Consider the following 19,014-nt stretch of genomic DNA (forward strand, 5'->3'; position numbering starts at 1 on the left):
TTCGGCCGCGCAGGAGGAAGAGTGCTTTCGGCTTTCATCTCATCGCTGCGTACAGTCGACTTGAGACGGAAGATCCTTTTCACGCTGGGCATCGTCGTTCTGTACCGCCTCGGTGCAGCGCTTCCGTCGCCCGGCGTTGATTTCCCCAACGTCCAGCAGTGCATCAAGGAAGCCAGCAGTGGCGAAGCCGGACAGATCTACTCGCTGATCAATCTGTTCTCCGGCGGCGCGCTGCTCAAGCTCACCGTGTTCGCGGTCGGGGTGATGCCCTACATCACCGCCAGCATTATCGTGCAGCTGCTGACGGTCGTCATTCCCCGGTTCGAAGAGCTGCGCAAAGAAGGCCAGTCGGGCCAGGCGAAGATGACGCAGTACACGCGTTATCTGGCGATCGCGCTGGCGGTCTTGCAGGCGACCAGCATCGTGGCGCTGGCTGCCAACGGAGGCTTGCTGCAGGGCTGCTCGCTCGAGATCATCGCCGACCAGAGCATCTTCACCCTCGTGGTCATCGTGATGGTGATGACCGCCGGCGCCGCGCTGGTGATGTGGATGGGTGAGCTGATCACCGAACGTGGCATCGGCAACGGCATGTCGCTGTTGATCTTCGTCGGCATCGCGGCCCGCATCCCCGCCGAGGGAAACCAGATCATGGAGAGCCGTGGCGGGGTCATCTTCGCTGCGGTCTGCGCGGCCACGCTGATCATCATCGTCGGGGTGGTCTTCGTCGAACAGGGTCAGCGCCGGATCCCGGTTCAATACGCCAAGCGCATGGTGGGCCGCCGGATGTACGGCGGAACGTCGACCTACCTGCCGCTCAAGGTCAACCAGGCCGGCGTCATCCCGGTGATCTTCGCCTCGTCATTGATCTACATCCCGCATCTGATCACCCAGCTGGTCCGCAGCGGCAGCGGCGGTGTCGGACACAGCTGGTGGGACAAGTTTGTCGGTACCTACCTGTCGGACCCGAGCAACCTCGGTTACATCGCGATCTACTTCGGGCTGATCATCTTTTTCACGTACTTCTACGTGTCGATTACCTTCAATCCCGACGAGCGTGCCGACGAGATGAAGAAGTTCGGCGGCTTCATCCCCGGTATTCGCCCGGGGCGCCCGACCGCCGACTATCTGCGCTATGTGCTGAGCCGGATCACCTTGCCGGGGTCGATTTACCTTGGTGTGATCGCGGTTCTGCCCAACTTATTCCTCCAGATCGGTAACAGCGGGGGAGTCCAGAACCTACCCTTCGGGGGTACCGCGGTCCTGATCATGATCGGTGTCGGTTTGGATACGGTCAAACAAATCGAGAGTCAGCTCATGCAGCGCAACTACGAAGGGTTCCTCAAGTGAGAGTCGTTTTACTGGGGCCGCCTGGGGCGGGCAAGGGTACGCAGGCTCAGAAGCTGGCCGAGAAGCTTGGGATTCCGCAAATCTCCACCGGCGAGCTGTTCCGGAAAAACATCCAGGACGGCACCAAACTCGGCGTCGAGGCCAAACGGTATCTGGACGCCGGTGACCTGGTGCCCTCCGACCTGACCAACCAGCTCGTCGACGATCGGCTGGATCAGCCGGACACGGCTGCCGGTTTCATCCTGGACGGGTACCCCCGCTCGGTCGAGCAGGCCAAGGCCCTGCACGAAATGCTGCGGCGCCGCGACACCGACATCGACGCGGTGCTCGAGTTCCGGGTATCGCAGGACGAGTTGTTGCAGCGGCTGAAGGGCCGTGGCCGCGCTGATGACACCGACGAGGTCATCCTCAACCGGATGAAGGTCTACCGCGACGAGACCGCGCCGCTGCTGGAGTTCTACGACACCGAGGTGAAAACCGTCGACGCCATCGGCACCCTGGATGAGGTTTTCGCTCGCGCCCTGCAAGCACTGGGGAAGTAGTCATGCGGGCCCTGGCCCGGCTGCGGGGTCGCAGAGTGGTGCCACAGCGCACCGCCGGTGAGTTGGATGCAATGGCTGCGGCGGGCGCCGTCGTGGCTGCCGCGCACCAGGCCGTCCGCTCGGCCGCGGTGGCCGGTGTATCTACCCTGCAGCTGGACGAGATTGCGGAATCGGTGATCCGGGAGGCTGGCGCCACGCCCTCATTCCTGGGTTATCACGGCTATCCGGCCTCGATCTGCGCTTCGGTCAACGATCGCGTGGTGCACGGCATCCCGTCGGCGACCGAGATCCTCGGGCCGGGCGACCTGGTATCGATCGACTGCGGCGCGGTGCTGGACGGTTGGCACGGCGACGCGGCGATAACCTTTGGGATCGGCACGCTCATTCCCGTCGACGAAGCGCTATCGGAGGCGACCAGGGAGTCGCTGGAGGCCGGAATTGCGGCGATGGTGATCGGCAACCGGTTGACCGACGTCGCGCATGCCATCGAGACGGAAACCCGCGCCGCCGAGGCCCGTTACCAGCGTTCCTTCGGAATCGTCGACGGATACGGCGGTCATGGCATCGGCCGTGAGATGCACATGGATCCGTTTCTGCCTAACGAGGGCGCCCCGGGGCGGGGGCCGACGTTGGTCGCCGGTTCGGTGCTGGCCATCGAACCCATGTTGACTCTGGGCACCCGCAAGACGGTGGTGCTCGATGACCAATGGACGGTCATCACCGCCGACGGGTCACGTGCTGCACACTGGGAACACACGGTGGCGGTCACCGAGAACGGGCCACGCATCCTGACCCTCGGCTAGCCGGCTGAACCAAACACCTACTCGGCTCGTGTCAGAAGCGGGAGGTGATCGAGTGGCTCGCGTTGCTGGCGGTGGAGCGGCTGAAGCCGCCTTGATGCAGGCGCTCTACGACGAGCATGCGGCGGTGTTGTGGCGCTACGCAATGCGCCTGACCAGCGATGCCAGCTATGCCGACGACATCGTCCAGGAGACGCTATTGCGCGCCTGGCAGCATCCGGAAGTCATCGACGAGCGCGGGAGGTCTGCACGCGCATGGCTGTTTACGGTGGCCCGCAACATGATCATCGATGACCGGCGCAGCGCGCGGTACCGCTACGTTGTCAGCTCCACCGACGCGGACGGTGCGCCGGAGCAATCCACGCCCGACGAAGTGGGTGCCGCGCTGGACCGGCTGCTGATCGCCGACGCGCTGGCACAGCTCTCCGGCGAGCATCGCGCGGTCATCGAGCGGTCCTACTACCGCGGCTGGACCACCGCACAGATCGCGAAGGACCTGGAGATCGCCGAAGGAACGGTGAAGTCGCGCCTACACTATGCCGTGCGGGCATTGCGGCTCACTCTGCAGGAACTTGGAGTTACACGATGACGGCCGTGCTCATAGCGGGGTTTTTCGGGGGATCCATGCGCACAGCTGTTGGCTTGGAATGCTTGAGGGTGACCGGAAATGGATGACATCAGGACGCCAGTCACAGGACTGGGCGCGCCCACCGAGGGGGAGCACCCCTACTTGATGTGGGACGCCGCCTACGTGCTGGGGTCGCTATCGGCGGCCGACCGCCGCGAATTCGAGGCGCACCTGGCCGGCTGCGCGTCGTGCCGCGCGGCCGTGGCCGAACTCTGTGGTGTGCCGGCGCTGCTGTCGCAGCTGGGCGCCGACGAGGTGGCGGCTATCGGTGAGCCCGGTGTGGCGGCGGGGACCACATCGGGCTCACCGCAGATGTCGTCGCAGCTGCTGCCGACGTTGCTGGCGACGGTGCGGTGGCGCCGCCGCCGTACCCGGTTGGCGATCTGGGTGGCATCATCTGCGGCCGCGGTGTTTTTGGGGATCGGTGTGCTGGTTGGTGTGGTAGGCCATTCTGCTTCTGCGCCGGTTCAAACCGCGTCCGCCCAGCCGATGGCTCAGGTCGGGACGCACCTGCTGGAGTCGACGGTTTCGGTCGACGGGATGCACTGGGGGACGTTCATCAATCTGCGATGCGTCTGCCTGGCGCCGCCGGATGCCCACCATGACACGCTGGCCATGGTCGTGGTCGGACGTGACGGCAGCCAAACCCGGCTGGCGACCTGGGTCGCCGAGCCGGGGCACACCGCCACCCCCGCCGGCAGCATCTCGATGCCGGTCGACCAGATCGCGGCCGTGCAGGTGGTCTCCGCCGATAGCGGCGAGGTTCTGCTGCAGCGTTCGCTCTGAGGCCGGCGACCCGCGCCCGACGGCGGTGCTCGCGCCAATATCGCAAGCGATAACCGGACCCGGGGGATTGTGCGGTAAGAAAGGGTGTGGCCCCGGACAACAAACGTGACCCGATCGCCGCGGCGCGGGCCAACTGGGAAGCCGGCGGTTGGGGTGACGTGGCGCAGGGCATGGTTGCGGTGACGTCGGTCATGCGCGCGCATCAGATTCTGCTGGCCCGAGTCGAGGCCGCGCTGCGCCCCTATGACCTGAGTTTCTCCCGCTACGAACTGCTCCGGCTATTGGCGTTCAGCCGCACCGGCGCATTGCCGATCACCAAGGCCTCCGACCGGTTGCAGGTCCACGTCACCAGCGTTACTCACGCGATCCGCCGGCTGGAATCCGATGGGCTGGTGCGGCGGGTTCCCCATCCCACCGACGGCCGGACCACCCTGGTGCAGATCACCGATCTGGGGCGCTCCACCGTCGAGGATGCGACCGTCACGCTCAATGAGCACGTGTTCGCCAACATCGGGATGTCCACCGGGGAGTCGGAGGCACTGGTGTCGTCGATCGAAACGTTGCGGCGCAGTGCCGGCGATTTCTGAGAAGAACACAGAGAGGCAGGACGATGGATCCACTAACTGCTCACCAGCGTGCCCAGGACGCGTTCGAGAGTGTCCTTGCCAATGTCAGCGCGGATCAGCTTGGGGCCGCGACGCCGTGCTCGGAATGGACGGTCAGCGATCTGATCGAGCACGTGATCGGCGGCAACGAGCATGTCGGGATATGGTCGGGCGGCGCCGATAGGCCCGCCGCCCGGCCCGACGACATGGTCGCGGCGCACCGGGCCACCGCCGCCGCCGCCCAACAGGTCTTCGCCGCACCAAACGGGATGGCGACGGTGTTCAAGCTGCCGTTCGGTGAGATCCCCGGACAGGTCTTCATCGGGATGCGCACCAGCGATGTGCTGACCCATGCCTGGGACCTGGCGGTGGCAACCGGTCAGGCCAGCGATCTTGATCCCGACTTGGCCACCCAGCAGCTCGCCGCGGTGCGCGCGTTCGTCGGACCCCAGTTCCGTGGGCCGGGCAAGCCCTTTGGGGAGGAGCAGCCCTGCTCGGCGGAGCTGTCACCGGCCGATCAGCTGGCGGCATTCCTGGGCCGAAAGGTGCAGTGACGCCGCGGTGAACTAGCTGCCGCGCAGCATCTCGATCACCGCGCTGAAGTCCTGGTCGGCGTGGTCGGCGGCGAACTTGGCGTAGATCTCGGCGGCGTGGCTGCCCAGCGGTGCCGCCGAACCGGTCGAGGTCACCGCGTCCATGGCCAGACCGAGGTCCTTGTTCATCAGCGCGGTGGCAAATCCCGGCTTGAAGTCGTTGTTGGCCGGCGATGTCGGCACCGGGCCGGGGACTGGGCAGTTGGTGTGCACGGCCCAGCAATTTCCGGTCGCGCCGGTGATGACGTCGAACAGCGACTGCGCATCCAGCCCGAGGTTCTCGGCCAGGACGAACGCCTCACCGATGGCGATCTGCTGCACTGCCAGCACCATGTTGTTGCATACCTTGGCGGCCTGTCCCGCGCCGGCCGCGCCGCAGTGAATGATCTTGCCCGCCATCGGCTCCAGGACCGGCTGCGCCTGCGCCAGCGCGCTCTGGTCGCCACCGACCATGAACGCCAGTGTTCCGGCCACCGCGCCTTTGACCCCACCGGAGACCGGTGCATCGAGTTGAGCCATGCCGTGCGATTCGGCCAGGGCGTGTACCTCGCGCGCATCGTTGACCGAAATCGTTGAGCTGTCGATGAACAGCGCACCCGATCGGGCCGCGGGCAGCACCTCGGCGTAGCAGCGCTTGACCACCGCGCCATTGGGCAGCATGGTGATGATCACGTCGGCCCCGGCCACCGCCTCGGCGGCGCTGTCAAACATCGTCGCGCCCTTGGCGGCCGCGGCGGATGCGGCCGCGGGCACCGGGTCGAACCCGCGTACGGTGTGGCCGGCGCCGATGAGATTTGCCGACATCGGCGCACCCATGTGGCCGAGCCCCAAGAACGCGATCTGGCAGGACTTGGTCATGAGGCCCCTTTCCTATGCGCTAGCGCGAAACCGTGCGGCCTCGGCCCGGCCGACGACCACCCGCATGATCTCGTTGGTCCCCTCCAGGATCCGGTGCACGCGCAGATCACGGACGATCTTCTCCAGACCGTACTCGCGCAAGTAGCCGTAGCCGCCGTGCAGTTGCAGAGCCTTGTCGGCGACGTCGAAGCAGGTGTCGGTGACAAAACGCTTCGCCATCGCGCACAGCTCGACCTTGTCCGCGTCGTCCTCGTCGAGTGCGTTTGCCGCCCGCCACAACAGCATTCGCGACGCCTCCAGGCCGGTGGCCATATCGGCCAGGGTGAACCGGACGGTGGGCTCGTCGAGCAGGCTGGAGCCGAACGCCTGGCGCTCGCGCACGTAGGCACCCGCCTTGGCGAAGGCGGACTGGGCGCCACCGAGCGAACACGCCGCGATGTTGAGCCGGCCACCGTTGAGGCCGTTCATCGCGATGCCGAATCCGGCGCCCGTTCCGTCAACGCCGCCCAGCATCGCGTCGGCGGGTACCCGAACTCCTTCGAGCACCACCTGCGCGGTGGGCTGTGCGTGCCAGCCCATCTTCTCTTCGAGCGCCCCGAAACTCAGCCCCGGCGTGCCCTTTTCGACAATGAACGCCGAGATGCCGCGCGGCCCCTCGGCTCCGGTGCGCGCCATCACCACGTAGACGTCCGAGGCGCCCGCACCGGAGATGAACTGCTTGACGCCGTCGAGCACATAGTCCGACCCCGGGTCCGAACCCTGCCGCACCGCCCGGGCGCTCAACGCGCTGGCGTCGGAGCCGGCACCCGGCTCGGTCAGGCAGTAGCTGGCGATGGCGTCCATCGTGGCCAGCCGCGGAATCCAGTCCTTGCGTTGCTCGTCGGTGCCGAAGCTGTCGATCATCCAGGCGCACATGTTGTGGATGGACAGAAACGCGGCGGTGACCGGGTCGGCGATGGCCAGCTGTTCGAAGATGCGCACCCCGTCGAGCCGGCGCAGCCCGCTACCGCCCACGTCTTCTCGGCAGTAGATCGCCGCCATTCCCAGTTCGGCGGCTTCGCGCAGCACGTCGACCGGGAAGTGCTTGGTGGCATCCCATTCCAGCGCGTAGGGGGCCAGCCGCTTATCGGCGAAGGCGGCGGCGGTCTGGGTGATCACCCGCTCGTCGTCGTTGAGGGTAAACATGGCGGCTACTTCATCGTGGGGATGACGAACTCGGCGCCATCTTTGATGCCCGACGGCCACCGGGAGGTGACGGTCTTGACCTTGGTGTAGAACTGGATCGACGTCGGGCCGTGTTGGTTGAGGTCGCCGAATCCGGAACGCTTCCAACCGCCGAAGGTGTGGTAGGCGACCGGAACCGGGATCGGGACGTTGACCCCGACCATGCCCACCTGCACCCGGGACACGAAGTCGCGCGCGGTGTCGCCGTCGCGGGTGAAGACCGCCACGCCGTTGCCGTACTCGTGCTCGGAGGGCAACCGCAGCGCCTCTTCGTAGTCGTGGGCGCGGACCATGCACAGCACCGGTCCGAAGATCTCGTCGGTGTAGATGGACATGTCGGTGGTGACGTGGTCGAACAGGGTCGGCCCGATGAAGTAGCCGCCTTCCAGGTTCGCGTCGCCGAAGGCCAGATCGTCACTGGCCCGCTCGCGGCCGTCGACGACCAATTCGGCGCCGGAGGCGACGCCCTGGCCGATGTAGTCGCGCACCCGCGTGAGTGCGGCTTCGGTGACCAATGGGCCGTAGTCGGCTTTCGGGTCCAGGCTGTGTCCGACTCGCAGGTTGTTGATGCGTTCAACCAGCTTGGCGCGCAGCCGATCCGCGGTTTGCTCGCCCACCGGCACCGCGACGCTGATCGCCATGCAGCGTTCGCCCGCACTGCCGTATCCGGCGCCGATCAGCGCGTCGACGGCTTGGTCGAGGTCGGCGTCGGGCATCACGATCATGTGGTTCTTGGCGCCGCCGAAGCACTGCGAACGCTTGCCGGTGGCCGCCGCCCCAGAGTAGATGTACTGGGCAATGTCGGAGCTGCCGACGAAGCCGACCGCCTTGATCTCGGGGTGATTGAGGATGGCGTCGACGGCCTCCTTGTCGCCGTGGACGACCTGGAAGACGCCGGGGGGTAGGCCGGCCTCGACGAACAGTTCGGCCAGTCGCAACGGAACCGACGGGTCGCGCTCACTGGGCTTGAGCACAAAGGCGTTTCCGCATGCCAGGGCGGGGCCGGCCTTCCACAGCGGGATCATCGCGGGGAAGTTGAACGGGGTGATGCCGGCGACCACGCCGAGCGGCTGCCGCAGCGAGTAGACGTCAATGCCCGGGCCGGCGCCCTCCGTGTACTCGCCCTTGAGCAGGTGGGGGATGCCGAGACAGAACTCGATCACCTCGATGCCCCGCTGGATGTCACCGCGGGCGTCGGGCACTGTCTTGCCGTGCTCGCGTGATAGCAGCTCGGCCAACTCGTCGGTGTTCTGGTTGACCAACTCGATGAAGCGCATCAACACCCGCGCCCGCCGCTGAGGATTCCAGGCGGCCCAACCTATTTGCGCTTCGGCGGCGCCTGCGACCGCGGCGTCGATGTCGGCCTGCGCGGCCATCGGTACCGTCGCCTGGACCTGGCCGGTATTGGGGTCGAGGACATCGGCGGTGCGGGTGGATTGCCCGGGGGTGCGGCGTCCATCGATGAAATGCGGAATTTGTGTGGTCATAGCGTGTTCCATAACGGTCGTGTGCGGCGGGGAGACCCGATACTTGGACATCCTAGTAAATATCGTCGGTGGTACGCAACGGACTCTTGACGAACATGGCCCCAATCATCGTGGCAAGCGTGCCGATGCTGGTCCCGAAGGTGTGGTGCCGACGCGGTAGCGGGCCGGTCGGCCCGGCGCTATGCGCTCGGATCGGGGGCATCTTGGCCGGCCGGTTCGGGCAAGGTCTTGGTCGAGAGCAGGGCGCCGGCGGCCACGGCGGCTACGGCGAGGATCGCTATCGCGACCACGATGGTGGTGTGAAAGCCGGCCAGAAAAGCGGTGTGCGCCTCAATACGGATCTGGGACGCCAGCGCCGGCGCGGTGGTCGCGTCGGCGAGATCATTGGCGGTTCGGATGGACTCCTGAGCGGTTGCCAACTGCGAGTCGGTCAGCCCCGAAATTGGGTCGAAAGCTGCGGTATAGGTGGCCGTGAGGACGGAGCCCAGCACCGCAATGCCCAGCCCACCCCCGAGGTCGTAGGCGACTTCTTCGACACCGGCGGCTTGGCCGACGTAATCCTCGGAGACCGCGGAGATGATCGCGTCGTTTGCCGAAACCAGCACCACATCGAGGGCGAACCCGACCACCGCCAGCGAACCCACGAACACCAGAAGCTGCCCATTGTGGCCCAGGGTCAGCAGCGGGAGCAGTGCGCTTGCGGTAAGGCCGAGGCCGGCGCCGATCGCGACACGGGTGCCGCAGCGACCCACGATCAGATGCGCGGACAGAGAACCGACGACCGTCGCGGCCGCCATCGGCGTGAGCAGGAGCGCGGCCTTGATCGGCGTGAAGCCGAGAAAATTCTGCAGATACTGCGCGAATACCAGGTCTAGGCCGACGATGGAAAACACCGCCAGTAGCACGGCCAGGACCGCAATGGTAAACGGCGCTCGGGTGAACAAGTGCACGTTGAGCAGCGGTTCGATCCCGCGGCGCTGCCTGCTGATCTGGCGGCGGATGAACCACCACAACCCGACGCCGGCGATGACGACGTAACCAACTGCCGCAGGATCGATCCCGTGGTGAGTCGCCTGCTTGATCGCCAGCACCGACGTGAGCACTGCGACGATCGACAGGCTGACGCTGAGACCGTCCAACACCAGCCGGGCCTGCGAGCGTGACTCCGGGACAAGCCGCCACACCAGCAGCAGAACCAGCAGCGCGAGGGGGACGTTGATCAGGAATATCGCGCCCCACCAGAAGTACTCGACCAGCAACCCGCCCATCAACGGGCCGATCGCCGCCCCCACCGCCGACACCGCAGACCAGATCCCCACCGCGCGCATCCGTTCGGCGCGGTCCGGGAACGCGACCCGCAACAGCGATACCGTGGCGGGAAGGATCATCGCCGCGCCCACTGCCATCACCGAACGGGCCAGGATCAGCATCAACGGTGTAGCCGCGAAGGCCGCCGGAATCGAGACCAGCCCGAAGATCACCAGACCAGTCATCAGCAGGCGCTTGCGGCCAAACCGGTCTGAAGCGGCTCCCGCCATCAGCATCAATGAAGCCATGATCAGCGGGTAGATGTCGACGATCCACAGGAATTCGGTGGGTGAGGGACTCAGCTCCTCGGCGATTCTTGGTGCGGCGACGTGCAGCACGGTGACATCCACCACAACCAAGAACAGGGCGGCGCACACGGTGAACAGCACCGCACCGGGACGCCCGACTACCGGCCTGCCCTCAGTCTCATTCACCTGCGGGCTCGCCGTCATCGACGCCGTCCCAGGCGATCTGTGTGGTTGGCATGCCTGGAAGGCTAGCGATAGCCACCCGGGCATTCGGCGCGGCCATGCTGTCGGTACCGCCGGCCACGGCGACAATTGGGCTCGGGCGGGGCGGTTCGCACGCGGAGGCTGGCCGGGGGTTGGCTAGGTACCCCGCAGGCCGTCGATGAACCTCTGGGTCTCTTCCCAGGTGGGCAGGACCCCCGAAGCGCGCACTTCATCGAGGCTGCCGGCCGCCGCATCGCGTTCAGACAGGCTGGGAGGGGCGCCGTCGACCAGGGGCCAGTCGATCGCCAGTTCGGGGTCGGTCGCGCAGATCGTGTGCTCGCGCTGCGGGTTGTACTCGGCCGAACACATGTACATCACCGTTGATTTGTCTTGCAGCGCAAGGAAACCGTGCGCAAGTCCTTCGGAGATGTAAATCGATCGGTGGCGATCGTCGAGCAGTACCGAGTCCCACTGGCCGAATGTCGGTGAACCCAAACGGATGTCAACGACGACATCGAACACCGCGCCGGATACGCAGGTGACGTACTTGGCCTGGCTGGGGGGCAGCTCGGCGAAGTGCAGACCCCGCAGCACGCCGGCTGACGACACCGAGCAGTTGGCTTGGCGGACGTCGAAGCGATGACCGCAGAAGGCGGTGAACCCGCTGTCGGTGAGCCATTCGAAAAACATGCCGCGGGAATCACCGTGGATGGTCGGGGTGATCTCCCACGCGCCTGGAACCTTGAGTTCGCGTGCCTGCATGTCACTGACCGCGTTCTTGGTAGCGGGCTTCTGCGGCGTCTTTCAATGGACGCCACCATGATTCGTTGGCCCGGTACCAGTCGATGGTGGTGCGCAAGCCTTCCTCGAAGTCGGTGTGCTTGGGCGCCCACGCCAACTCGTTGTAGAGCAAAGATGGGTCGATGGCATAGCGCAGATCGTGGCCGACGCGGTCGACGACGTGATCGAAGTCGTCGGGGTCGCGATCCATCATCCGCAGCAGCGTGCGCAGCACGCTCAGGTTGTCGCGCTCGCCTTCGGAGCTGATCAGATAGGTCTTGCCGATCTGCCCCTTCTCCAGGATCCGCCGCACCGCGTTGTTGTGGTCGTCGACGTGGATCCAGTCCCGGACATTGGCGCCGGTGCCATACAGCTTGGGGCGCCGCCCGGTCAGCACGTTGGTGATCTGCCGAGGAATGAACTTCTCGATGTGCTGATACGGGCCGTAGTTGTTGGAGCAGTTGGAGATGGTGGCCGCCACGCCATAGGACCGAACCCAGGCCCGGACCAACATGTCCGCGCCGGCCTTGGTTGCCGAATACGGACTAGACGGGTTGTACGGGGTCGCCTCGGTGAATCGCGCGGGGTCGTGCAGTTCGAGGTCCCCGTACACCTCGTCGGTGGAGATGTGGTGCAGCCGTACGCCGTGCCGCCGCACCGCCTCCAGGATGGTGAAGGTCCCGAGCACGTTGGTGTGCACGAATGGTTCCGGGTTGTCCAGCGCATTGTCGACGTGGGATTCGGCGGCGAAATGCACCACCGCGTCGGACTCGGCCACCAGCTGGGAAACCAGCTCGGCATCGGTGATGTCGCCCTCGACCAGCCTGATGGCGTCTTCGAGATCGGCCAACGATTCGCGCCGGCCGGCATAGGTCAGGGCGTCGAGCACGGTCACCGCGTCGTCGGGGTACTCGCGCACGCTGCTGTGCACAAAGTTCGCGCCGATGAAGCCCGCTCCACCGGTGACTAGCAGTCGCATGGTCAAACCCTAACGGGTGAGCCCGAGCGCCCCTGACAGTTCGGTCAGCGCCGCCATCGGCTTGTCCTCCCGGGACGGGCGCAGCACCTGAATCGCCACATGGTCGGCGCCGGCTTCGAGGTGTTCGCCGAGCCGCCGGGCGATCTGATCAGGGGTGCCGTAGGCCACCAGGGCGTCGATCAATCTGTCGCTACCGGGCTTGCGCACGTCGTCTTCGGTGAAGCCCAGCTTCAGCCAGTTGTTCACGTAGTTGCTCAGTCCCAGGTAGAAATCGATGAACTTGCGGCCCACCGCGCGGGCTTGCGCCGCGTCGGTGGTGAGCACGACTTTGTGTTCGGGCGCCAGGAACACGGTGTTGCCGACCAACTGGCGGGCGGTGCCGGTGTGCTCGGGCGTGGTCAAATACGGGTGGGCGCCGGCGCTACGCTGCGCGGCCAGGCGCAACATTCTGGGGCCCAGCGCCGCCAATACCCGCCTGCTGTCCGGCACCATCGCCTTGTCCAGGTCGTCGAGATAGGCCACCAGCGCGTCATAGGGTTTCTGATACTCCTGGGTGTGCTCGGGATGGCCTACCCCGACACCCAGCAGAAACCGGCCCGGGTGGGCGCTCTCGATCCGCTGATACGATGCCGCCACCTCATCGGCCGGCGCCGACCAGATATTGACGATCCCGGTCGCCAGCTGCAGTGATGTGGTCTGCTCCAAGGCGGGCTCGACCCAAGCCAGATCGGCGTCCGGTGATGCGCCGATCCAGGCCGCGCCGTAGCCGAGTGATTCGATCTGCCCGGCGAGTTCGGGGGTGATGGAGCGGCTACCCAGCCATACGCCGAACCGGCCCAGCTCGGGTTTGAGTGAAACTGCGTTGGTCATCTGGTTCCCCCGTGCCTGCTTGAAGCTCAGGCGCCGGTCAGCCCGAGCGGCCCGGCCAACTCGGCGAGCGCTGGTACCAGGTTCTCACTTTTGGTCAGGACTTGTACGGGGACGTGGTCGGCGCCGGCTTGCAGGTGTTCGTTGAGGCGCGCCGCGATGGCCGCGGGAGTGCCGTAGGCGACCACGGCGTCAACCAGGCGGTCACTGCCCGGGCGGGCGATGTCGCGCTCGCTGAAGCCCAGCCGCTTCCAGCTGTTCAGGTAGTTCGCCAGGTTGAGATAGATGTCGAGGGCCTTGCGCCCGACCGCACGCGCCCGTTGCGCGTCGGTGGTCAGCACCACTTTGTGTTCGGGAGCCAGAAACGCCGACGGGCCGATGAGTTCGCGGGCCGCGGCGGTGTGCTCCGGTGTGGTCAGGTAGGGGTGCGCGCCGGCGCTGCGTCGCGCCGCGAGCCGCAGCACCCGCGGGCCCAGCGCCGCCACCACCCGTCGGTTGGCCGGCACCCCGTAGTCGTCGAGCCTGTTGAGGTACTCGATGAGGGCGTCCACCGCGTTGCCGGTGCTGTGGTACTCGGTGATCGCTTCCGGGTGGCCCACGCCGATTCCCAGCAGGAAACGGCCGGGGTAGGCGGCCTCGATGCGATGAAACGACTCGGCTACCGGCTTGGCGGGTGCCGACCAGATGTTGACGATGCCGGTGGCTACCTGCAGCGTGGTGGTGGCCGCCAGGATCGGTTCCACCCAGGCCAGTTCCGCCGGCGGTGACCCGCCGACCCAGACCGCTCCGTAGCCCAGCGCTTCGATGTCTCTGGCCTGGGCCGGGGTGACACCGCGGCCGAAGGATCCGAACCGGCCGAGGTTGGGCTTACCGGCGGCTGGACTCGCGGAAGATCTGGCGTCAGAGTCGGTCTCAGGGTCGGGCATGGTAGGTCCAACCGGCTGGGTCGGGGCGGCTATTCCGGCCCGGCTTTGTGGCGTTTTGCGCCGAGCGCGGCAGTGCGGGTATCGTGGGACGACGGTGCGACGTCTCGTGCCGACTCCTGGCGTGCCCAGTCCCGAAATTTCTCGGATCGTTTCGCGGAATTTCCACCACCGGCTCACGTTTTGCGGTCAGGACGGGTGCTGCGCCAAACCAGGTGCACGAACAAGAAGTGAGGATCGCCGGAAAGTAATGGCCAAGAAGGACGGTGCCATAGAGGTCGAGGGTCGCGTGGTCGAGCCCCTGCCTAATGCCATGTTTCGCATTGAGCTGGAGAACGGCCACAAGGTGCTCGCCCACATCAGCGGCAAGATGCGGCAGCACTACATCCGTATCCTGCCCGAGGATCGCGTGGTGGTGGAGTTGTCTCCCTACGACCTGTCCAGGGGCCGCATCGTGTACCGGTACAAATAGCCAAACCACCCAGAGAACAGGACCGAGACTGCCGTGAAGGTGAACCCGAGCGTCAAGCCGATCTGTGACAAGTGCAGGGTGATCCGTCGGCATGGGCGGGTCATGGTGATCTGCTCCGATCCGCGCCACAAGCAGCGGCAGGGGTAGACCAGGGCTAGCAGCAGCTAGCTAGCGCGAAGCGCAGACAACTGAATGCAGACCTCCCAGCACCAATGAGCGGCTGGCATCAATAGTGATGGGCCAGCTCATCCGCGCCCGGACGGAGGCCGGGCCCCGCAAACCTTGCGGGAACGGACTGGGATAAGACCTCCGCTGAGAAAAAGAGGAAACGCCACCTATGGCTCGACTAGTCGGCGTCGATCTACCGCGCGACAAGCGGATGGAGATCGCCCTGACCTACATCTACGGCGTCGGCCGTACCCGGTCGAACGAGATCTTGGCAGCTACGGGCATTGACCGTAACCTGCGCACTCGCGATCTCACTGACGACCAGCTGACGCACCTGCGTGACTACATCGAAGCGAACTTGAAGATCGAGGGTGACCTGCGCCGCGAGGTGCAGGCCGACATTCGTCGCAAGATCGAGATCGGCTGCTACCAGGGCCTGCGGCACCGCCGTGGTTTGCCGGTACGTGGCCAGCGCACCAAGACCAACGCGCGGACCCGCAAGGGCCCCAAGCGCACCATCGCAGGCAAGAAGAAGGCCAGGTAACCGATGCCACCGAAGAAAGCCAGCGGCACGGGCCCCAAGAAGGGCCAGAAGACCCGCCGCCGGGAAAAGAAGAACGTCCCGCACGGTGCCGCGCACATCAAGAGCACGTTCAACAACACGATCGTGACGATCACCGACCCGCAGGGCAACGTCATCGCCTGGGCGTCGTCGGGTCACGTCGGCTTCAAGGGATCCCGCAAGTCGACACCGTTCGCAGCGCAGCTGGCCGCCGAGAACGCCGCGCGCAAGGCCCAGGAGCACGGTGTCCGCAAGGTCGACGTGTTCGTGAAGGGGCCGGGTTCGGGCCGCGAGACCGCGATCCGGTCGCTGCAGGCCGCTGGCCTGGAGGTCGGTGCGATCTCCGATGTCACCCCGCAGCCGCACAACGGTGTCCGCCCGCCCAAGCGTCGGCGCGTCTAGGTCTAGGAGGACATACCAATGGCTCGTTACACCGGACCCGTCACCCGCAAGTCGCGCCGGCTGGGCACCGACCTCGTTGGTGGCGACCAGTCATTCGAAAAGCGTCCCTACCCGCCCGGCCAGCACGGCCGCGCCCGGATCAAGGACAGTGAATACCGCCAGCAGTTGCAGGAAAAGCAGAAGGCCCGCTTCACCTACGGCGTGATGGAAAAGCAGTTCCGCCGCTACTACGAAGAGGCCGTTCGCCACTCCGGCAAGACCGGTGAGGAACTGCTGAAGATCCTGGAGAGCCGGCTCGACAACGTCGTATACCGGGCCGGGTTGGCACGTACCCGCCGGATGGCTCGTCAGCTGGTCAGCCACGGGCACTTCAGCGTCAACGGCGTGCACGTCAATGTGCCCAGCTACCGGGTTTCGCAGTACGACATCATCGATGTGCGGGACAACTCGCTCAACACGGTGCCGTTCCAGATTGCGCGCGAAACGGCGGGTGACCGTCCGATCCCGAGCTGGTTGCAGGTCGTGGGGGAGCGTCAGCGCATCCTGATCCACCAGCTGCCCGAGCGGGCACAGATCGAGGTCCCGCTCACCGAGCAGCTGATCGTCGAGTACTACTCGAAGTAAGCCCCGTCTTCCGTCGCTGCGGCCGCAGCGACGGATCACCTAACGGCATCAAATAGCGGGTGCCGAGAAGGAGAACAAGAACACCATGCTGATCTCTCAGCGGCCGACTCTGTCCGAGGAAGTCCTCACCGACAGCCGGTCCCAGTTCGTCATCGAACCGCTGGAACCCGGATTCGGCTACACCCTTGGCAACTCGCTGCGTCGCACGCTGCTGTCCTCGATTCCCGGGGCAGCCGTCACCAGCATCCGCATCGACGGCGTGCTGCACGAGTTCACGACGGTGCCCGGAGTCAAGGAAGATGTCACCGACATCATCCTGAACCTCAAGGCCCTGGTCGTTTCTTCGGAGGAAGACGAGCCGGTCACCATGTACCTGCGCAAGCAGGGGCCGGGTGAGGTCACCGCGGGCGACATCGTGCCGCCGGCCGGTGTCACGGTGCACAACCCCAACATGCGCATCGCCACCCTCAACGACAAGGGCAAGCTGGAGGTCGAGCTCGTCGTCGAGCGCGGCCGCGGTTACGTCCCGGCAGTGCAGAACCGGGCTTCGGGCGCCGAAATCGGCCGCATCCCGGTCGATTCCATCTACTCGCCGGTGCTCAAGGTCACCTACAAGGTGGACGCGACTCGTGTCGAGCAGCGCACCGACTTCGACAAGCTGATCCTCGATGTCGAGACCAAGAATTCGATCACCCCGCGCGACGCGCTGGCATCTGCGGGCAAGACGCTCGTCGAATTGTTCGGTCTGGCACGTGAACTCAACGTCGAGGCCGAAGGTATCGAGATTGGGCCGTCGCCGGCCGAGGCCGACCACATCGCCTCGTTCGCACTGCCGATCGACGACCTGGATCTGACCGTGCGCTCGTACAACTGCCTCAAGCGCGAGGGCGTGCACACCGTCGGCGAACTGGTGTCGCGCACCGAGTCGGATTTGCTCGACATCCGCAACTTCGGTCAGAAGTCGATCGATGAGGTCAAGGTCAAGCTGCACCAGCTGGGCCTGTCGCTCAAGGACAGCCCGCCGAGCTTCGACCCGTCTGAGGTCGCAGGCTACGACGTGGCCACCGGTACCTGGTCGACCGAGGGCGCCTACGACGACCAGGACTACGCCGAAACCGAACAGCTCTAACCAAGATCCGTCCCGGTCCTACCTGATACGGGGACCGGCCCCGAATAGGAGATAGCCGCAATGCCCAAGCCCACCAAAGGCCCTCGCCTCGGCGGGTCGTCCTCGCACCAGAAGGCGCTACTGGCCAACCTGGCCACCTCGCTGTTCGAGCACGGCCGAATCAAGACCACCGAGCCCAAGGCGCGGGCGTTGCGGCCGTACGCGGAGAAGCTGATCACCCACGCGAAGAAGGGTGCACTGCACAATCGGCGCGAGGTGCTCAAGAAGATCCGCGACAAGGACGTGGTGCACACCCTGTTCGCTGAGATCGGGCCGTTCTTTGCCGATCGTGAGGGCGGCTACACCCGCATCATCAAGGTCGAACCGCGCAAGGGCGACAACGCCCCGATGGCGGTGATCGAGTTGGTGCGGGAGAAGACGGTGACGTCTGAGGCCGACCGGGCACGACGGGTGAAAGCCTCCCAGGCCGCGTCGCAGGACGTGCCTTCGGAGCCGCAGGCAGCCGAGGAGCCGGCGGCCGAGGAGGCGGTGGCCGCTACCGAAGCCGAGGCAGCGCCTGCCGACGCCGAGGCCACCGACGCCGAGGCCGGCTCCGCTGACACCGACGCTGACGAGGCACCGCAGAATTAGTGACGCAGTTCGTCTGCGCTTCGACATTGCCTACGACGGTACGGATTTCGCAGGCTGGGCGACGCAGACGGGGCAGCGTACGGTCGCTGGCGTCCTTGATGAGGCGCTGACGACGGTCTTGCGCACACCGGTGCGCCTGTGTGCCGCCGGGCGTACCGATGCGGGGGTGCACGCCACCGGCCAGGTGGCCCACGCCGATGTTCCAGTCGACGCGTTGCCGAACGCCTATTCGCGTTCGGCGCGCGCGGGCGATCCGGAATTCCTGCCGTTGGTGCGACGTTTGGCCCGCTTCTTGCCGGCTGATCTGCGCGTCCTCGATATCGCGCGTGCGCCAACGGCTTTCGATGCCCGATTTTCGGCACTTCGCCGCCATTATGTCTACCGCTTGTCGACGGCCCCCTACGGTGTCGAGCCGCAGCAGGCTCGCTATGTGACCGTATGGCCGCGGGAGCTGGACATCGATGCGATGACGGTGGCATCCCGAGAGCTATTGGGACTGCACAATTTTGCCGCGTTCTGCCGCCGTCGCGAGGGGGCTACCACCATCCGTGACCTGCAACGGTTGGACTGGTCGCGCAACGGGCACCTGGTCACCGCGCAGGTCAGCGCCGACGCGTTCTGCTGGTCGATGGTGCGCTCATTGGTGGGCGCGCTGCTGGCCGTGGGCGAACACCGGCGTACGCCAGATTGGTGTCGCGAGTTGCTCACCGCTACCGCGCGTTCCAGTGACTTCGCGGCCGCACCGGCGCACGGTCTGGTCCTGGCCAAGGTGGACTATCCACCCGATGACCAGCTCGCATCGCGGGTCTTGATTACCCGCGATCTGCGCTCGCGTACCGACTGACTTA

The 19,014-nt window shown here is 65.8% G+C and carries 23 protein-coding genes; 15 read left to right on the top strand and 8 right to left on the bottom strand.

The annotated features are described in order from the left end of the window. The first annotated feature begins 21 nt into the window (after window positions 1-21). From secY to CCUG20998_RS05155, 7 genes are all read left to right on the top strand, one after another. Window positions 22-1,347, top strand: coding sequence for a preprotein translocase subunit SecY (gene secY / locus CCUG20998_RS05125; RefSeq protein WP_011739091.1), 1,326 nt, complete (start codon window positions 22-24; stop codon window positions 1,345-1,347). Next, a complete protein-coding gene (locus CCUG20998_RS05130; RefSeq protein ID WP_011739092.1) occupies window positions 1,344-1,889 on the top strand; it encodes an adenylate kinase in 546 nt (181 codons plus the stop codon). Before secY ends, CCUG20998_RS05130 begins: the two co-directional genes overlap by 4 nt. A gap of 2 nt (window positions 1,890-1,891) precedes the next feature. Beyond that, a complete protein-coding gene (gene map, locus CCUG20998_RS05135) occupies window positions 1,892-2,692 on the top strand; it encodes a type I methionyl aminopeptidase (protein WP_020731966.1) in 801 nt (266 codons plus the stop codon). 52 nt (window positions 2,693-2,744) lie between these two features. Beyond that, window positions 2,745-3,278: a sigma-70 family RNA polymerase sigma factor gene (locus CCUG20998_RS05140; RefSeq protein ID WP_012392967.1), complete on the top strand. Its 534-nt coding sequence runs from the start codon at window positions 2,745-2,747 to the stop codon at window positions 3,276-3,278. A 78-nt stretch (window positions 3,279-3,356) separates the two neighbouring features. Continuing rightward, complete coding sequence (locus CCUG20998_RS05145; RefSeq protein WP_012392968.1) at window positions 3,357-4,103, top strand: anti-sigma factor family protein; 747 nt, start codon at window positions 3,357-3,359, stop codon at window positions 4,101-4,103. An 86-nt stretch (window positions 4,104-4,189) separates the two neighbouring features. Beyond that, complete coding sequence (locus CCUG20998_RS05150) at window positions 4,190-4,690, top strand: MarR family transcriptional regulator (RefSeq protein ID WP_020731968.1); 501 nt, start codon at window positions 4,190-4,192, stop codon at window positions 4,688-4,690. Window positions 4,691-4,713: 23 nt separating this feature from the next. Then, a complete protein-coding gene (locus tag CCUG20998_RS05155; protein WP_103653748.1) occupies window positions 4,714-5,262 on the top strand; it encodes a TIGR03086 family metal-binding protein in 549 nt (182 codons plus the stop codon). Window positions 5,263-5,274: 12 nt separating this feature from the next. Here the strand turns inward: CCUG20998_RS05155 and mmsB are convergent, their stop codons facing one another. The 8 genes from mmsB to CCUG20998_RS05195 form a co-directional block, all read right to left on the bottom strand. Next, the gene (gene mmsB / locus CCUG20998_RS05160) at window positions 5,275-6,159 is read right to left on the bottom strand and encodes a 3-hydroxyisobutyrate dehydrogenase (protein WP_020731970.1); all 885 of its coding nucleotides are present in this window, start codon (window positions 6,157-6,159) and stop codon (window positions 5,275-5,277) included. Window positions 6,160-6,171: 12 nt separating this feature from the next. Beyond that, window positions 6,172-7,344: an acyl-CoA dehydrogenase family protein gene (locus CCUG20998_RS05165; protein WP_020731971.1), complete on the bottom strand. Its 1,173-nt coding sequence runs from the start codon at window positions 7,342-7,344 to the stop codon at window positions 6,172-6,174. Between the two features lie 5 nt (window positions 7,345-7,349). Beyond that, complete coding sequence (locus CCUG20998_RS05170; protein ID WP_012392972.1) at window positions 7,350-8,870, bottom strand: CoA-acylating methylmalonate-semialdehyde dehydrogenase; 1,521 nt, start codon at window positions 8,868-8,870, stop codon at window positions 7,350-7,352. A 179-nt stretch (window positions 8,871-9,049) separates the two neighbouring features. Beyond that, window positions 9,050-10,612: an MFS transporter gene (locus CCUG20998_RS05175; RefSeq protein ID WP_020731973.1), complete on the bottom strand. Its 1,563-nt coding sequence runs from the start codon at window positions 10,610-10,612 to the stop codon at window positions 9,050-9,052. Window positions 10,613-10,786: 174 nt separating this feature from the next. Beyond that, window positions 10,787-11,392, bottom strand: a complete 606-nt coding sequence (rfbC, locus tag CCUG20998_RS05180) for a dTDP-4-dehydrorhamnose 3,5-epimerase (protein WP_012392974.1) — start codon at window positions 11,390-11,392, stop codon at window positions 10,787-10,789. Window position 11,393: 1 nt separating this feature from the next. Further along, complete coding sequence (gene rfbB / locus CCUG20998_RS05185; protein WP_020731974.1) at window positions 11,394-12,389, bottom strand: dTDP-glucose 4,6-dehydratase; 996 nt, start codon at window positions 12,387-12,389, stop codon at window positions 11,394-11,396. Window positions 12,390-12,398: 9 nt separating this feature from the next. Then, the gene (locus CCUG20998_RS05190) at window positions 12,399-13,259 is read right to left on the bottom strand and encodes an LLM class F420-dependent oxidoreductase (protein WP_012392975.1); all 861 of its coding nucleotides are present in this window, start codon (window positions 13,257-13,259) and stop codon (window positions 12,399-12,401) included. A gap of 26 nt (window positions 13,260-13,285) precedes the next feature. Further along, complete coding sequence (locus CCUG20998_RS05195; protein WP_020731975.1) at window positions 13,286-14,182, bottom strand: LLM class F420-dependent oxidoreductase; 897 nt, start codon at window positions 14,180-14,182, stop codon at window positions 13,286-13,288. A gap of 247 nt (window positions 14,183-14,429) precedes the next feature. On the opposite strand from CCUG20998_RS05195, the gene infA reads away from it, so the two are divergent. From infA to truA, 8 genes are all read left to right on the top strand, one after another. Continuing rightward, window positions 14,430-14,651, top strand: a complete 222-nt coding sequence (gene infA / locus CCUG20998_RS05200; RefSeq protein ID WP_003418601.1) for a translation initiation factor IF-1 — start codon at window positions 14,430-14,432, stop codon at window positions 14,649-14,651. Window positions 14,652-14,684: 33 nt separating this feature from the next. Next, window positions 14,685-14,798, top strand: coding sequence for a 50S ribosomal protein L36 (gene rpmJ / locus CCUG20998_RS05205; RefSeq protein WP_003879483.1), 114 nt, complete (start codon window positions 14,685-14,687; stop codon window positions 14,796-14,798). 190 nt (window positions 14,799-14,988) lie between these two features. Beyond that, on the top strand, window positions 14,989-15,363 hold the full coding sequence (rpsM, locus tag CCUG20998_RS05210; protein ID WP_011739106.1) for a 30S ribosomal protein S13: 375 nt from the start codon (window positions 14,989-14,991) through the stop codon (window positions 15,361-15,363). 3 nt (window positions 15,364-15,366) lie between these two features. Then, a complete protein-coding gene (rpsK, locus tag CCUG20998_RS05215; protein WP_011739107.1) occupies window positions 15,367-15,783 on the top strand; it encodes a 30S ribosomal protein S11 in 417 nt (138 codons plus the stop codon). Between the two features lie 18 nt (window positions 15,784-15,801). Further along, window positions 15,802-16,407, top strand: coding sequence for a 30S ribosomal protein S4 (rpsD, locus tag CCUG20998_RS05220; protein ID WP_012392977.1), 606 nt, complete (start codon window positions 15,802-15,804; stop codon window positions 16,405-16,407). Window positions 16,408-16,492: 85 nt separating this feature from the next. Then, window positions 16,493-17,536 (top strand): DNA-directed RNA polymerase subunit alpha, encoded by a 1,044-nt coding sequence (locus CCUG20998_RS05225; protein WP_011739109.1) that lies wholly within the window; start codon window positions 16,493-16,495, stop codon window positions 17,534-17,536. A 60-nt stretch (window positions 17,537-17,596) separates the two neighbouring features. Further along, the gene (gene rplQ, locus CCUG20998_RS05230; RefSeq protein ID WP_020731976.1) at window positions 17,597-18,166 is read left to right on the top strand and encodes a 50S ribosomal protein L17; all 570 of its coding nucleotides are present in this window, start codon (window positions 17,597-17,599) and stop codon (window positions 18,164-18,166) included. Further along, window positions 18,093-19,010, top strand: coding sequence for a tRNA pseudouridine(38-40) synthase TruA (gene truA / locus CCUG20998_RS05235; protein WP_373145025.1), 918 nt, complete (start codon window positions 18,093-18,095; stop codon window positions 19,008-19,010). Before rplQ ends, truA begins: the two co-directional genes overlap by 74 nt. Window positions 19,011-19,014 lie beyond the last annotated feature (4 nt).

It is taken from the genome of Mycobacterium marinum (assembly GCF_003391395.1).
In the GTDB taxonomy this organism is placed as follows: Bacteria; Actinomycetota; Actinomycetes; order Mycobacteriales; family Mycobacteriaceae; genus Mycobacterium; species Mycobacterium marinum.

Coding starts and splice junctions, on each gene's coding strand:
- map (WP_020731966.1), top strand. CDS start 1,892: ATGCGGGCCCTGGCCCGGCTGCGGGGTCGCAGAGTGGTGCCACAGCGC.
- CCUG20998_RS05145 (WP_012392968.1), top strand. CDS start 3,357: ATGGATGACATCAGGACGCCAGTCACAGGACTGGGCGCGCCCACCGAG.
- CCUG20998_RS05155 (WP_103653748.1), top strand. CDS start 4,714: ATGGATCCACTAACTGCTCACCAGCGTGCCCAGGACGCGTTCGAGAGT.
- mmsB (WP_020731970.1), bottom strand. CDS start 6,159: ATGACCAAGTCCTGCCAGATCGCGTTCTTGGGGCTCGGCCACATGGGT.
- CCUG20998_RS05165 (WP_020731971.1), bottom strand. CDS start 7,344: ATGTTTACCCTCAACGACGACGAGCGGGTGATCACCCAGACCGCCGCC.
- CCUG20998_RS05170 (WP_012392972.1), bottom strand. CDS start 8,870: ATGACCACACAAATTCCGCATTTCATCGATGGACGCCGCACCCCCGGG.
- rfbC (WP_012392974.1), bottom strand. CDS start 11,392: ATGCAGGCACGCGAACTCAAGGTTCCAGGCGCGTGGGAGATCACCCCG.
- rfbB (WP_020731974.1), bottom strand. CDS start 12,389: ATGCGACTGCTAGTCACCGGTGGAGCGGGCTTCATCGGCGCGAACTTT.
- CCUG20998_RS05190 (WP_012392975.1), bottom strand. CDS start 13,259: ATGACCAACGCAGTTTCACTCAAACCCGAGCTGGGCCGGTTCGGCGTA.
- CCUG20998_RS05195 (WP_020731975.1), bottom strand. CDS start 14,182: ATGCCCGACCCTGAGACCGACTCTGACGCCAGATCTTCCGCGAGTCCA.
- infA (WP_003418601.1), top strand. CDS start 14,430: ATGGCCAAGAAGGACGGTGCCATAGAGGTCGAGGGTCGCGTGGTCGAG.
- rpsM (WP_011739106.1), top strand. CDS start 14,989: ATGGCTCGACTAGTCGGCGTCGATCTACCGCGCGACAAGCGGATGGAG.
- rpsK (WP_011739107.1), top strand. CDS start 15,367: ATGCCACCGAAGAAAGCCAGCGGCACGGGCCCCAAGAAGGGCCAGAAG.
- rpsD (WP_012392977.1), top strand. CDS start 15,802: ATGGCTCGTTACACCGGACCCGTCACCCGCAAGTCGCGCCGGCTGGGC.
- CCUG20998_RS05225 (WP_011739109.1), top strand. CDS start 16,493: ATGCTGATCTCTCAGCGGCCGACTCTGTCCGAGGAAGTCCTCACCGAC.
- rplQ (WP_020731976.1), top strand. CDS start 17,597: ATGCCCAAGCCCACCAAAGGCCCTCGCCTCGGCGGGTCGTCCTCGCAC.